The following is a 12,906-nucleotide window of genomic DNA, read 5'->3' as shown; positions in this document are numbered from 1 at the left end:
CAGTAAATGACATCAGAGTTCAACGGAAATCTCTGGATATTTCACTTTCAAATCTTCCGCAAGTCCCTTTTCTTCAATCTGATAGCTTTCTACCTCTCTCTGAATACCCAACAGTCCCAAGCCATCAAATTCAGGTATATAGATTGGTTGCTTTCTAATAAACCAATAGGTTGGTTTTCCTTTCAGAATTACTTTTTCAAGACTAACGGCTGATTGATTGTTCAGAATTAACTGTTTTTCAGTGTTCCAGTATTTTGAAGCTGTCTCATGATCAAAGAAGTCAAAATTATCTTTACCAATGACTTGAGACACATCAGTCCCGTAACTAGATGCTGCTACATCATTAATAAGGTATAGCTTTCCTTCCGGACTTTTAACTTCTATTTTTTCCTCCAGCTGATTGATTATGTCAACAAAAAGTTCATTCTGACGCTTTACCACATTCGCATTGTTCTTGATAATTTCTTCTTGTCTTTGAAGTTGGTCAGCCCTCTGAGAAGATTTAAGCTCAGCTTCTTTCAGCTCGGTAATATCCCGAGTGATACCGAACGTACCGATGATCTGTCCATTGACATCTTTTAGCGGAAGTTTGGTAGTAGACACATAAGCCACTGTACCATCTATTCTATCTTCCTTTTCAATCAGGTTAAGCAATGGCTTACCAGTCTTGATAATTTCTTGTTCATCTTTGAGTGCTTTTTTCGCATGCTCTCCAAACAAATCAAAATCTGACTTACCAAGTATGGCATCAGCTGATTGCTTATTATGCAATTTGATCAGCGAATCACTAATTCTAGTAAATCGACTTTCTAAATCTTTAAAGTAAATCAGATCCGGCAAATTGCTTAAAATAGCGTCCAGCAACGCTTTCTCTTGCTCGAATTTTTCACGCATGTTATAAAGAGCGCTGTTTTCGCTAGTATTTCCAGACAGCTTCACCATAGAAATGCCTTCTCGGAATTCCTCTGCAACTTGAGCTAAATAAGTACTTCGATCTCCAAAGTTGACCATCCCTGAAGAAAGCTCAGTAGCCGAACTAGCTACCTGCTCCGTACCAGCGGCAGTTTCTTCTGCAATGACTACAATAGACTCAGTGATTGTTACTACGTTATTGATGCTTTCAATTTGGGAATTTGCAGCTTGCAAAATTTCCTCAGAGCTATGAAGCGTTTTGTTAGAAGAATCGAAAATCTCTCTAAAAGAGCTTGATGCCTGAACAGAAGTGTTTTCACCTTCTTTGACCATCTCGCTCATTTGTGTAATGACTTCAGCAGTTTCTCTGGTATCTACCTGAACCCCTTTTACCAACTCTTCGATTTCTTTTGCTGATTTCTTGGAGTCTTCAGCCAATTTCCTGATCTCTTCAGCCACCACTGCAAACCCTCTTCCAGCGTCACCCGCCTGAGCAGCTTCAATGGCAGCATTTAATGCCAACAAATTGGTTTGAGAGGCTATTTCAGAGATCACACCCAATACACGAGTAATTTCCTTAGATCTCTCCGTTAAGACCCCCATGGAATCTTTCGTCTTATTAGAAAATGTGGAGATCTCTCTCATGCTATTCACCATCTCTTCCACGATGGTGATACCACTCTTACTTAAGTCAGCCCCTCTTTTAGCTGTTGAGTTAATATCTTCGGCTTTGCTCACCATTCCTTTGGAAGCAGTAAGAATACCCTCTACCAGAGCAGAAGACTCATCAACCTTTGCCAACTGACTCTGGGCTCCATGACTCATTTGTCCGATGGCTGATGCGATTTCATTGGTATTATTACTCATTTCCTCACCTGTGATTTGCATCTCAGAAGCCGAGTCATCAATGATGTTTACATTTCTGGCTATAGTATTTAACAGTGAATCCAGGTTGTCAAGAGCCAGATTAAGATTGTCGGTCATTTTTTTGATATCACCTTCCTCTTGCTCCTCATACCGAAGTGTAAGATCACCATTGGCCATCGCACTCACTATTTTATTGATGGAGAAGAACGGACGTGATACGCTTTCAAGCAATTCATTTAGTGATTGGGATAGTGTAAGCCAAACACCTGATTTGTCTTCAATTTCTACTCTTGCGCTAAAATCACCTTGCTCACCCGCAGATTGCACTACCTGATTGGTTTCGGTAATTATCTGTTTAAGGTTGGCTCGCATTTCTACGAGTGTACGTCCTAAAATATCATTCTCATTTTGGATTGTAAAATCTGTGTCCAGATTTCCATTCTTAATGTCTTCAGCAAGATGTGTTGTGCTTTTCAAGAAATTGACATGAGAAGTTAATGCATTGGTAATACTCCCAATTTCATCTGTTCGATGACTTGTATTGATCTCTTCAAAGTTCACATCAACCTCACCCTTAGACATGAGCTTGATTCTTTTAATTACTCTAAACAAAGGATGATGCACCTTATGAAAAGTCCATCTCATCCCCAAAAAGAACTGGAGAACGATGAATGGTGATGCATAGACAAAATAAATAAACCCAAATTTTCCTGCGGCATAACTTACCACAGCCAACTCTGCAGATATAACTGTCAGAATCAAGCATATAATAAACAGGAAAGAACCTTTAAAATTTCTGTAGATTATTAAAAGTGATACTACAGTAATCAGTGTAACATATCCAGTGATTTGGAGTATATCAATCACATCCGCGGTAAAAACACCATCATTCATAAAGTTGCATAAGGTTTAGTAGGACTTAATACAACAAGGGGGCAACGTATTATCCTACTTGGTTTGAGATTAATTCTCTATCATTTCTAATATATCTATTAAAATGATCATCTCTCCATCCACTTTCACTATCCCTTTTATAAACTGATCAGATGCCGACAAATTCTTGATTACAGCAGCTGACGTATTTATCTGAGATTTATTAACCACTATTGTATCTGGCACTTCTGCTACGATCATTCCTGCATGTACATTAGGATCTTTCAAAACAATGACAAATGCAGTTGCCAGATCAATATCTGTATTATAATCCAAATTTAGCCTGCGGGCTAAATCAGTAATAGCAATCACATTACCACGAATATTGCCGACACCTAGAATATAGTCTGCCGATTGTGGTATTGGAGCAATAGGAGGCAACTTCACTACCTCTTTTACCTTCTCTATAGAAATAGCGTATTTTTCTTTTCCCAATGGGAAGACCACCAATACTTCTCGTTCCTCAATTTGCCTTTTTTCAGCAATATCCTGATTAAATGCCGCAAGCTCGGCTTTCTCGACCCAGCTTGCAGTTTGAGTACTTTTTTGCTCTATTTCCATGTGCTGTTAAAGCTATTACTTTAGTCTAAATTTACTTAATCTTTCATTGAGCTCATTCACAATGTCTGATAGACTTTGTGATCTTTCTACATAATTATCCATTCCAGCAGAAAGCTCCGTTGCAGAGCTCGCAATTTGCTCTGTACCTGCAGCAGTTTCCTCTGCAATAACCACTACAGACTCTGTTATGGTCACTACATTTTTAATAGACTCTATCTGCTGCTGTACACGTTTTCTAATTTCTTCTGTCAGAACCAATGTCTTGGATGAAGATTCTGTAATCTCGGTAAAGGCCTCAGATGCAAAATTGGTAGCATCTTCACCAGATTTCACACTGCTCTTCATCATATCTATGGCAGACGCTGCTGTACTAACATCACTCTGCACATCTCCTACCAGTTTCTCAATATCTTTAGCAGATCGTTTGCTGTCTTCAGCCAGTTTTCTAATCTCCTCAGCGACTACCGCAAACCCACGCCCAGCATCTCCTGCCTGAGCAGCCTCAATTGCCGCATTTAAAGCAAGTAAGTTGGTCTGAGAGGCAATTTCTGTAATCACGCTAAGTGCTTTAGAAATTTCATTGGACCTTTTGGTCAAAACCTGGATCGAATCAAAAGTATCAGAAGAAAATGCCGCAATATCACGCATACTAAAGCCAACCTTCTTTACAAGATCAAGACCTTTTTCACTGCTATCTGCTCCAGCTTGAGCAGCATCATTAATATTGGCTGATTGCTCGCCCATTTCATTGGAAGATCTCAAAATACCTTCAACAAGAGATGAGGATTCGTCTACCTTCACCACCTGATTCTGAGCTCCGTTGGACATTTCCGAAATAGACGAAGCAATTTCTCTGGTATTAATAGTCATCTCCTCACTCACTGCAAGCATTTCCTGTGATGACTCAGCTACTACCAATGCCACGCCAGATATATTCTCAATCAATTCATTGATATTATCCAGGGCTTTATTGAAACTTAGGGCCATGATCTCCACATCACCCCTGGCACTTTCGTCATATCTAACCGTAAGGTCTCCTTCAGACATGGCATTGACCATATCATTGATTTTCGTAAATGGTGTAGACACAGTGTCCAGCAGATTGTTAATCGATTCACTCAAATCTTTCCAAGCTCCCTCTTCCCAGTTGCTATCCATTCGAGCAGTCATAATTTCACCATTTTCCCCTGCTTTGGTAATGACTGCTTTGGTCTCCTTACTTAGTAACTGCAGGTTTTCACGCATGGTAATCAATGAGTAACCTAGCATGTCATTATCACCAGAAATATTGAATTCGGAATTGAGATTGCCTCTTCCAATTTCATAAGAGAAATTAGCTTTTTTAATGAGATCATCCATTAGCTTATTGGCGGCCGTAGCTAAAGTACCCAGTTCATCTTCAGACTTAATTTTCAAACGGTTGTTGCCTGAAAGGTCGCCCTCAGCTAGTTTGGTCAATAGAAAACTAGCCTGCTCAAGTGACTTTGCCATATTAGAAGAAATCCAATAAGTGATTCCTATCAATATAGCCAAACCCAGTAAAGCAAAAATCAATGTTTTTAAGAAAGTGTCATTAAACGCTGAAGTGATCTCTGAAACAGGAACCACTATTCCCACAGACCAGGGACTATCACTCTTACCTACTATAATTGGAGCTAAGGCCACAAATACATCTTCATCAGAATCCTCATCAAATACTGTATAAGAATAAGGTTCAGCCTGTTTGATTTTTTCTAAAATATCCTCATCGCTGTTTTTGACAATACTCAAGGTATCCATTAAGCGACTATACAGGTTATTATTCTTATGAGATATTATTACTCCACTGTTGGAAACTAAAAAAGCAAATCCATTCTCATAAAAATCAATATTGGATATCTCCTTGAAATCACCCACAGTCATGTCTGCTCCAATTACTCCGGCAAACTGTCCATCAATATCAATTCTCACAACAGATGAAACTCCAAGGATTGTATCGGCATTAATGTCTTCTTCAGAACCATATTCCTTATACCAATATGGTTCAGTCATTAACTCATCTGGACCATTTACACTTCGAAACGACTCCCAGGTACCACTTCCTAAACTGCCATCTAATTCGGCAAGGACAGTTGTGGTCTTCACAGTACCTTTATCAGAAAAAACGGTAAATCGTTCTCTACCATAGTCTTGCTTCCATTTCGAGTCTATCCATTTATATTGCCAACTCATCCAGGTTGCATCATACTTAGGATTATCTTCCAACACATTCTTAAGAAGTGATTCTCTCAGAAAATCACGCGTTGGTTTTTCTAGTTGAATATAAGACTCAATAGCATCTGCCATGCTTCTAGCAATGGCCATATCCTCATCTAATACCGCTTTTATTTCGTTTGCTTTCTGATTGGCATATGTAACGGCAAGCTGTTTTGCCTCTACAATTGCGTTGGCGCGCAATTGAATGCTGATATATCCTAATGAGATGACGTAAACAACTACCGTCAGTCCCACAATTAGATACATCATTTTTTGCCTAATTGTCAGGTTGTACTTCATATTGGTTGTGATTAAGAGTTAGCTCTAAATCATTCTTGGGGCATATAATGTTAACCCTAAATAAAATGATTTCAGGCACATACCCAGTTTAATTCGACCTAAAGGGCATAATAATCTACTGAGTGCGTTTCTTACATGTTAAATGGTAATATGAAGGCGGTGTCTTTTAAAGTTATAAAAGTCTAAATCATACTTCTTCGGTATCTTCTCCTTTTTCGATCATTAAACACAGCTTATCATACCAGCTCTGACCGAATCGCCTGACTAAAGCTCCTTCCAAAAACTTGTAGACCGGAACAGCTAACTCTGCCCCAAGATCACATGCTGGAGAGCAAATATCCCATCGATCATAATTTAAGGCCAGGAATTCATGCAGCTTGGCAACTCTTATGGGATACAAGTGACATGATATTGGCTTTTGAAATTCCGTTTTACCATCTTTCCAGGCCTGCTCTATCCCACACTTCAGAATTTTCTGATCATCGTAATAAGCAAAAGCGCATTCTTTATTGTCAATAGTAGTCGTACTGAAATCACCTTCTTCATCCAATAAATAAGGACCGTGTTTCTCAAGAGCCTCAACAGCTTCCTTTGATAAATAAGGCTTCACAACGTCTACCACTTCTTCTAGCATTGGAAGCTCATCTTTCTCTAATGGCGCTCCCAGATCTCCCTCCACACAACAAGCACCTTTACATTTGTCAAGATTGCAAACGAAAAAACGCTCCTTGATTTCACTAGATACCAATGTATTCTCCAACTGTATCATAATATGTCTACCTCTGATTATGGTGCAAAGTTATTTGAAAGCCAATTAGGAGAAGAAAGAATAATTTTTTTCAAAAAAAGAAACCCTTTTGTAAGAATTACGTTAACCTTGTCACAACATATATGTAGATACATATAATAAACTTTGAAATAACAAATTAAGACTATGTTACAATCAATTATTATCTCATTATTATCGTTGATTTCTTCGGGCGAAGGAGTTAATGAGGTTTACAAAGTAAACGCCGCGGAAAGCACCGTAGAATGGTATGCTGAAAAAGTTACTGGAAAACATAATGGAACAGTTGCTCTAAAAAGTGGAGAATTCAACTTAACCGGTGAAAAATTGACCAGCGGTTCATTTGTTGTAGACATGACAACTATTGATTGTTCTGATCTAGAAGGTGAGTGGAAAGATAAGTTAGTAGGTCACTTAAAGTCTGATGACTTCTTTGGCGTGGAAACTTACCCAACGGCAACATTCAACCTTAAGAGCGCTAAGAAACAAGGTGGCAACAAATACCTGGTAAATGGTGACTTGACTATCAAAGGAATTACTAAACCAATCGAATTCCCAGCTGAGGTTGTAGTTGCTGGCGATAAAGTCATCTCTACTGCTACTTTGACAATCGACAGATCAAAATACAACGTAAAATATGGTTCTGGTAGTTTCTTCGATGACTTAGGAGACAAAACTATCTATGACAACTTCGATCTTAAAATTAAGATTGTAAGTGCAAAATAATTGATTTAAGATCAAGTATAGGTTAGAGGAAAAAGCCGTTCGCTGATTAGCGAACGGCTTTATTTTTTAGAAGTGTTTCCAGCCCTGTGCTTGCAATGAAATAGTATTACCACCGCGGGTTACCATCACCTTCCCTTTATCAGCACTTTGCATATATCCGATAGTATGAATATCAGAGTGGTTCTTGATTTTATCAAAATCTTCCTGCTTCAGAGTAAATAGCAATTCATAATCTTCCCCACCATTCAGAGCACAGGTATTTGGATCAATAGAAAACTCTGCTGCAGTCTCATAAGTCTCCTTATCAATTGGAAGTTTGTCCTCATAGATCGCAGCACCTAATCCTGAATGCTTACATAAATGAAAAACCTCTGATGCTAAACCATCTGACACATCCATCATAGAAGTAGGAACAACTCCCAACTCCGCCAACTCATGCACTATATTCATTCTAGCCATAGGCTTCAACTGACGCCCCACTACATATGGATAATTATCCAGTTTTGGCTGCATATCCGGATTGCCTAAAAACTCTTGCTTCTCCCTTTCCAGAACCTGTAATCCTATATAAGCTCCACCAAGATCACCTGTCACACAAAGGATATCTCCTTCACCAGCACCAGACCTATAAGTTATTTTGTCTTTGGCCACAGTACCTAAAGCAGTAACAGAAATCACAATTCCACTACGTGATGCAGTCGTATCACCACCTACAAAGTCAACCCGGTAATCTTCACAAGCCAATCGAATACCTTCGTAAAGAACTTCCAAGGCTTCCACCGAAAATCGATTACTCAGTGCAAGACTGACTGTAACCTGTTGAGGAGTGGCGTTCATTGCAGCGATATCTGAAACATTTACCGCAATAGCCTTATAACCTAAATGCTTCAAAGGAATATAGCTCAGGTCAAAATGAATACCCTCAACCAACATATCGGTTGTAGTAACTAAATATTCATCACCCAAGTCCATCACAGCGGCATCGTCACCAATCCCTTTGACTGTCTTTTCGTTATAAAACTTAATCTCTTTACTTAAATGGTCGATCAAACCAAACTCTCCTAACTCTCCTACTTCTGTTCTTTTTTCGTCGCTCATTATTTATGATTTGATTTCCTGACACAACTCTACTAGCACCCCATTAGTTGTTTTTGGATGCAGAAAGCACACTAATTTATTATCGGCACCCTTTTTAGGCTTTTCATTTAACAGTTGAAAACCTTCCCTTGCCAATCGCTTCATTTCCGCTTCTATATCATCCACTTCAAAAGCAATGTGATGAATGCCTTCTCCACGTTTGCCAATGTATTTAGAAATAGCACTATCAGCCGCATTAGCTTCTAACAGCTCAATTTTATTTGGACCAACCTTGAAAAACGAAGTTGTGACATGCTCGCTTTCTACGGTTTCTTCTTTGTACTGTTGTTCACCAAATAATCTGGTAAATAGTTCATTGGCTTTATCCAATTCTTTAACTGCTATGCCGATGTGCTCAATTCTGACCATGATCTGTGGATTATGTATTAATTTCGCAAAAATGAGGAAACTTTTACAGGATTTGAAAGGTTTCCAGAGTTGTTGTATTTTTAAGTAAACTCAACATTTTATGGAGTATAGGACAGATGTCCATGTGGAGGCGGCCAGGATTCAGAATGAAATAATCAATTTCCTGGGATTGAAAAGCAGTGAATTGGTGTTTGAATTTACAAGCACGGAAGGAAAAGTGAAGCTTGACCTGATCACTGTCAATCCAAGGCACAACCAATCTTTCTTGTTTAAATCCATCACAGGATTTGATAAGACAGATGTGCTCAATAAAATGTTGGACTATGTGAAAACACATAAGGAGAAAGAAAGCTCGTATACGATCCAATGGACAACCAAAGGAATGGGTGAGCTTCAGACATCCTATTTTAGAGCCAAAAACATCTATGATGCTTTGGACAAACTCTATTATGGAAGAGATATGAACAACCTGACTGTGTTTAGTGTAGTGTTAAACCCAATTGCATAAGATCATGATCAACGTTACAGATAAAGCAAAAGAGCGAATAGCAGAATTAAGAACCGAAGAGGGTCATTCACCTAGCCATAACATTCGTGTGGCTGTAAAAGGTGGAGGATGTTCTGGATTAATGTATGACTTGTTGTTTGATGACAAGCTCACTGACACTGACGAAGTATTTGAAGACAAAGGAGTAAAGGTGATTGTGGACAAGAAGAGTATTCTTTACTTGTTGGGTACCACACTTGACTTTTCTGATGGATTAAATGGAAAAGGATTTCAGTTCATCAATCCTAATGCTACAAGAACTTGTGGGTGTGGAGAAAGCTTCTCCATCTAACTGAAAGTAAAAAACCTTAAAATGAAGCCCGTTGCTCTTGCGACGGGCTTTTTTATTTTCCAGCAATTCTTTCGTAGATTCAATGAATACAAACCTAGTTAACCAAATGAAAATTCAAACTTACTTCGTTGCCCTGGCAACTATTATGATCATGTCTTGTGGAGGCAGTGGTACCACCACTGAGCAAACATCTGAAGCAACAATCGATGAAACTGCTGTTATCGATTCTATAAGCATAGCTGTAGATGAGATGAAAACCGATCTCCACTCAGAAACTGAAGCAACTGTAGAAGAAATTGACTCACTATTAAGCGACATCTAATCATGAAAAAACTATCCCTAACATTAGTATTTGCCATGCTAATGCTCATGGCATCACCATCCTTAATTGCTCAAGGACAAGGAAAGGGCAAGGATAAAAGCGAACAATCCAAAGAAAAAAAAGGCAACAAACCTGGCAAGGAAAAGTCTGCAGAGGAAGAAGATGATGAAGATGCCGAAGACAAAATGAAAGAAAAAGGCACTAAGGCAGACTCCATGAAAAAAGAGAAGAAGCAGAAAGAAGTGAAAGCAATGCCTGATTCTGCTCAGGGTAATGCATATGGCAAAACGAAAGGCGAACTGAGCGGCAAGGAATTTGGCCAGTTGAGATCAGAGGAAGCCAAACAAAAAGCAGCAACAAAACACGCTGAGCTTGAAAACGAAATTGAGAAGAGTGAAAAAGCTGTTAAAGCGTCTGAAGAAAAAATTGCACAAGCAGAAGCAAGACTAGAAGAAGTCAAATCAAAGGGTGAAGTCTCTGAAGAGGAGATCAGCAAGAAGGAAGAAGCCATTGCCAAGGCCAAACAGAAAATCCAAGAGTTAAAAGAAAAAATAAAGACTCAAAAGACCGCTATTGGCAAGGAATAAGCACTTTTTAATGATAAAAATAATTAGTGGATGACTAGCTTAGAATTGTCTAACTAAATATTACATTCGCACAAAATTAGGAATCATCTAATATTCACATTAAATTGATGAGACATTCCTAACAATTTATCTATTTTATCATGAAAACCAAAATCTACTTAGTAGTACTAGCTCTTGCCATGATGGCATGTGGCGGTGAAAAAAAATCAGAAACTGAAACTCCTGATGTTGACGAATTAGTGGAAATGGCCGTAGACTCGACAGAAGCCGAAATTGACACTATGATGGTTGAAGTTGACACAGTGACAGATAGTCTAGAAGCTGAAATTGACAGTGTAACGTCAGAAGCTCCTTGATAACAAGGTTATGATCCATAAAAAAGGCTCCAATTGGAGTCTTTTTTTATGCCCATACATTAATCATACGCTCCGAAACTCACATTGCAACTACCCATAATTATCTCCCTATTTATCATACCTATTCGAAATGACTCTCCCATTTCGGCATTCAGATTGATATTCCAACTCGTAAAAAAAGCCCTCAAGTTACCCTTCATTAATATACAATCCACTTAGGATCAACCACTTGAATAACAAGCAATCCATTACACTTTACCTTGAAGTTAGTACAGTATTAAGTTCTTAAAGCCGGTGTAAACAAATCCACTGAATAAGTCCATTTTCTTAACCAAACCAAAAGAACAGAGTAATTCATGAGACATAGTAAAAGTGCTATTTAGCGATAGTAAAACTAGACTACTGTAACTATGAAACTAACAAGAAAATTATTACTAACCTGCCTGATAATGGTGTTTACCGGAGCCATTTTCAGTTGCGAAGGACCTGCTGGAGAAGATGGCATTGATGGCCAGGACGGTATCGATGGTGTAGATGGAGAAAACGGTGAGAACGGAGAAGATGGCGCAGACCTCACATTACCTCCTTATACGCCTTTGGAGACTTCAAACACTCCAATCAATGTACTAGCCATTTCAAGTGATTTCTCAAACATTGAAATTGATGTAATTATGAGTTCAGAAGATGTACTACCTAGTACCCCTGACTTCATTTATGGTAGTATGGCAGATGGTGCTGGCCTTTTAAAGGATACGGACACAAGCTTTATACTGATCAACAATATTGAGGCGGATTATTCGATCGCAAGAATCTATCTAGATCAAAATTTAAACCCATTTTATGGTGAGTATATCTTGAACGCAAATGCTACAGCTTTCACAGCTCAATGTTCCGGATCACTGATTACACCAGAAGAGCATGGATTTGGGCCATTATACCTTTCAGGAGGTGAGTGGGGTGGAGCATCAAAAGGTGTTTTTGTGACAAGTCCATACAAAAGATCAGAAGACGCCAGTTTCGCTGAAATGCTCCCAACACTAGGCCAATGGTCAACTGAAAATGCCGTAGTAATTGGCAAAAATGCATTCCCCGGAACAACTGTTGCCTTCATTGGAGATGATCACAGCGATAATACAGAACCTTCAGGTCAACTGGGCATGTATGTAGGCCCTAGAGGCGACCTTAACTCCGGAAAACTATATGGCCTTAAAGTAAGTACAGCAGGAGTAACCTTCGAAATGGACATGGAAGAAGGCACCGAATACGATGCTGAATGGGTTGAACTGGAAGAAACTCAAATCGATCTTCTTGATGCAGAAGCTAAAGCAAAAGGAGTAATTGGATTCTCCAGACTCGAAGACATTGACTGGAGAAGAGGAAGTGCTTCAAATGAAAGAGAAATCTACTTTTGTGTAACAGGTAGAAACCGAGAAAGTCTTCAAGACAAAGGTTCACAAACAGGTAGAGTATATAAGGTAGTACTCAATGACTCAGACCCAACTAGAGCTGCTAAGATCACCTGCATCCTTGATGGAGACAAAGTAGGCGGTGTAGCTGAGGCATTCCACAGTCCTGACAATATTGTTGCAACAGAAAACTATTTATACATTCAGGAAGATCCAAATGGAGTGGTTGCTAGCTACCCAAACAAAACAGCTGCAGACCACTTCGCCAGACTATATCAATACAACATTGCAACTGGTGAACTAAAAGTTGTTCTAGAATGTGATCAAACGACCGCAGAAACGTTAGGGTATGGCACTGCTGGTAGTATGTGGGAGATCACTGGAATGATTGATGTAACTGATGTAGTAGGTGGAGACGAAAGCACCTTCTTAATGATTACTCAAAATCATGGCTGGGAACCTGCCGAAGGGCAGTTTACTGATCCTAAGGCCTTCCCAGATGCTGACAATTCAGATTCAAGCGAAGGAAGCATTCTTTTCTCCATTAAAGGTTTAGCACGATAATTTTC

At 39.1% G+C, this 12,906-nt stretch carries 13 protein-coding genes; 7 read left to right on the top strand and 6 right to left on the bottom strand.

Going from position 1 to position 12,906, the window contains the following annotated elements:
* Positions 1–12 precede the first annotated feature (12 nt).
* The 4 genes from NXS00_RS23900 to NXS00_RS23885 all read right to left on the bottom strand — a co-directional run bounded on the left by NXS00_RS23900 (position 13) and on the right by NXS00_RS23885 (position 6,577).
* The gene (locus NXS00_RS23900) at positions 13–2,673 is read right to left on the bottom strand and encodes a methyl-accepting chemotaxis protein (RefSeq protein ID WP_258101812.1); all 2,661 of its coding nucleotides are present in this window, start codon (positions 2,671–2,673) and stop codon (positions 13–15) included.
* A 69-nt stretch (positions 2,674–2,742) separates the two neighbouring features.
* Positions 2,743–3,273, bottom strand: a complete 531-nt coding sequence (locus NXS00_RS23895; protein ID WP_258101811.1) for a chemotaxis protein CheW — start codon at positions 3,271–3,273, stop codon at positions 2,743–2,745.
* Between the two features lie 15 nt (positions 3,274–3,288).
* Positions 3,289–5,808, bottom strand: coding sequence for a methyl-accepting chemotaxis protein (locus NXS00_RS23890; RefSeq protein WP_258101810.1), 2,520 nt, complete (start codon positions 5,806–5,808; stop codon positions 3,289–3,291).
* A 187-nt stretch (positions 5,809–5,995) separates the two neighbouring features.
* Positions 5,996–6,577 carry a DUF3109 family protein gene (locus NXS00_RS23885; RefSeq protein ID WP_258101809.1) on the bottom strand — a complete coding sequence of 194 codons (582 nt, stop codon included), beginning with the start codon at positions 6,575–6,577 and terminating at the stop codon, positions 5,996–5,998.
* Positions 6,578–6,742: 165 nt separating this feature from the next.
* Between NXS00_RS23885 and NXS00_RS23880 the strand changes: the two genes are divergently transcribed.
* The gene (locus NXS00_RS23880) at positions 6,743–7,321 is read left to right on the top strand and encodes a YceI family protein (protein ID WP_258101808.1); all 579 of its coding nucleotides are present in this window, start codon (positions 6,743–6,745) and stop codon (positions 7,319–7,321) included.
* 66 nt (positions 7,322–7,387) lie between these two features.
* Here NXS00_RS23880 and thiL read toward each other — a convergent pair whose 3' ends face one another.
* Both thiL and mce read right to left on the bottom strand, forming a co-directional pair.
* Positions 7,388–8,419, bottom strand: coding sequence for a thiamine-phosphate kinase (thiL, locus tag NXS00_RS23875; protein ID WP_258101807.1), 1,032 nt, complete (start codon positions 8,417–8,419; stop codon positions 7,388–7,390).
* Between the two features lie 3 nt (positions 8,420–8,422).
* Positions 8,423–8,827, bottom strand: coding sequence for a methylmalonyl-CoA epimerase (mce, locus tag NXS00_RS23870; protein WP_258101806.1), 405 nt, complete (start codon positions 8,825–8,827; stop codon positions 8,423–8,425).
* A 100-nt stretch (positions 8,828–8,927) separates the two neighbouring features.
* Between mce and NXS00_RS23865 the strand changes: the two genes are divergently transcribed.
* The 6 genes from NXS00_RS23865 to NXS00_RS23840 all read left to right on the top strand — a co-directional run bounded on the left by NXS00_RS23865 (position 8,928) and on the right by NXS00_RS23840 (position 12,901).
* Entirely contained in the window at positions 8,928–9,335 is a 408-nt protein-coding gene (locus NXS00_RS23865) for a hypothetical protein (protein WP_258101805.1), read from the top strand.
* Positions 9,336–9,339: 4 nt separating this feature from the next.
* A complete protein-coding gene (locus NXS00_RS23860) occupies positions 9,340–9,666 on the top strand; it encodes a HesB/IscA family protein (protein WP_258101804.1) in 327 nt (108 codons plus the stop codon).
* 106 nt (positions 9,667–9,772) lie between these two features.
* Complete coding sequence (locus NXS00_RS23855) at positions 9,773–9,988, top strand: hypothetical protein (protein ID WP_258101803.1); 216 nt, start codon at positions 9,773–9,775, stop codon at positions 9,986–9,988.
* A gap of 2 nt (positions 9,989–9,990) precedes the next feature.
* Positions 9,991–10,575 carry a hypothetical protein gene (locus NXS00_RS23850; RefSeq protein WP_258101802.1) on the top strand — a complete coding sequence of 195 codons (585 nt, stop codon included), beginning with the start codon at positions 9,991–9,993 and terminating at the stop codon, positions 10,573–10,575.
* Between the two features lie 140 nt (positions 10,576–10,715).
* Positions 10,716–10,931: a hypothetical protein gene (locus tag NXS00_RS23845; protein WP_258101801.1), complete on the top strand. Its 216-nt coding sequence runs from the start codon at positions 10,716–10,718 to the stop codon at positions 10,929–10,931.
* 410 nt (positions 10,932–11,341) lie between these two features.
* Positions 11,342–12,901 (top strand): alkaline phosphatase PhoX, encoded by a 1,560-nt coding sequence (locus NXS00_RS23840; protein WP_258101800.1) that lies wholly within the window; start codon positions 11,342–11,344, stop codon positions 12,899–12,901.
* The last annotated feature ends 5 nt before the right edge of the window (positions 12,902–12,906 follow it).

It is taken from the genome of Marinoscillum pacificum (genome assembly GCF_024714495.1).
GTDB lineage: Bacteria > Bacteroidota > Bacteroidia > Cytophagales > Cyclobacteriaceae > Marinoscillum > Marinoscillum pacificum.
The sequence above is the reverse complement of the archived record's forward strand: the minus strand, read 5'-3'. Positions and strand labels throughout refer to the sequence as shown.

Bases quoted from the DNA above. Each gene is read 5' to 3' on its own strand.
- thiL (WP_258101807.1), bottom strand. From the start codon at position 8,419: ATGAGCGACGAAAAAAGAACAGAAGTAGGAGAGTTAGGAGAGTTTGGT.
- NXS00_RS23845 (WP_258101801.1), top strand. From the start codon at position 10,716: ATGAAAACCAAAATCTACTTAGTAGTACTAGCTCTTGCCATGATGGCA.
- NXS00_RS23840 (WP_258101800.1), top strand. From the start codon at position 11,342: ATGAAACTAACAAGAAAATTATTACTAACCTGCCTGATAATGGTGTTT.
- NXS00_RS23885 (WP_258101809.1), bottom strand. From the start codon at position 6,577: ATGATACAGTTGGAGAATACATTGGTATCTAGTGAAATCAAGGAGCGT.
- NXS00_RS23855 (WP_258101803.1), top strand. From the start codon at position 9,773: ATGAAAATTCAAACTTACTTCGTTGCCCTGGCAACTATTATGATCATG.
- NXS00_RS23900 (WP_258101812.1), bottom strand. From the start codon at position 2,673: ATGAATGATGGTGTTTTTACCGCGGATGTGATTGATATACTCCAAATC.
- NXS00_RS23860 (WP_258101804.1), top strand. From the start codon at position 9,340: ATGATCAACGTTACAGATAAAGCAAAAGAGCGAATAGCAGAATTAAGA.
- NXS00_RS23890 (WP_258101810.1), bottom strand. From the start codon at position 5,808: ATGAAGTACAACCTGACAATTAGGCAAAAAATGATGTATCTAATTGTG.
- NXS00_RS23850 (WP_258101802.1), top strand. From the start codon at position 9,991: ATGAAAAAACTATCCCTAACATTAGTATTTGCCATGCTAATGCTCATG.
- mce (WP_258101806.1), bottom strand. From the start codon at position 8,827: ATGGTCAGAATTGAGCACATCGGCATAGCAGTTAAAGAATTGGATAAA.
- NXS00_RS23895 (WP_258101811.1), bottom strand. From the start codon at position 3,273: ATGGAAATAGAGCAAAAAAGTACTCAAACTGCAAGCTGGGTCGAGAAA.
- NXS00_RS23865 (WP_258101805.1), top strand. From the start codon at position 8,928: ATGGAGTATAGGACAGATGTCCATGTGGAGGCGGCCAGGATTCAGAAT.
- NXS00_RS23880 (WP_258101808.1), top strand. From the start codon at position 6,743: ATGTTACAATCAATTATTATCTCATTATTATCGTTGATTTCTTCGGGC.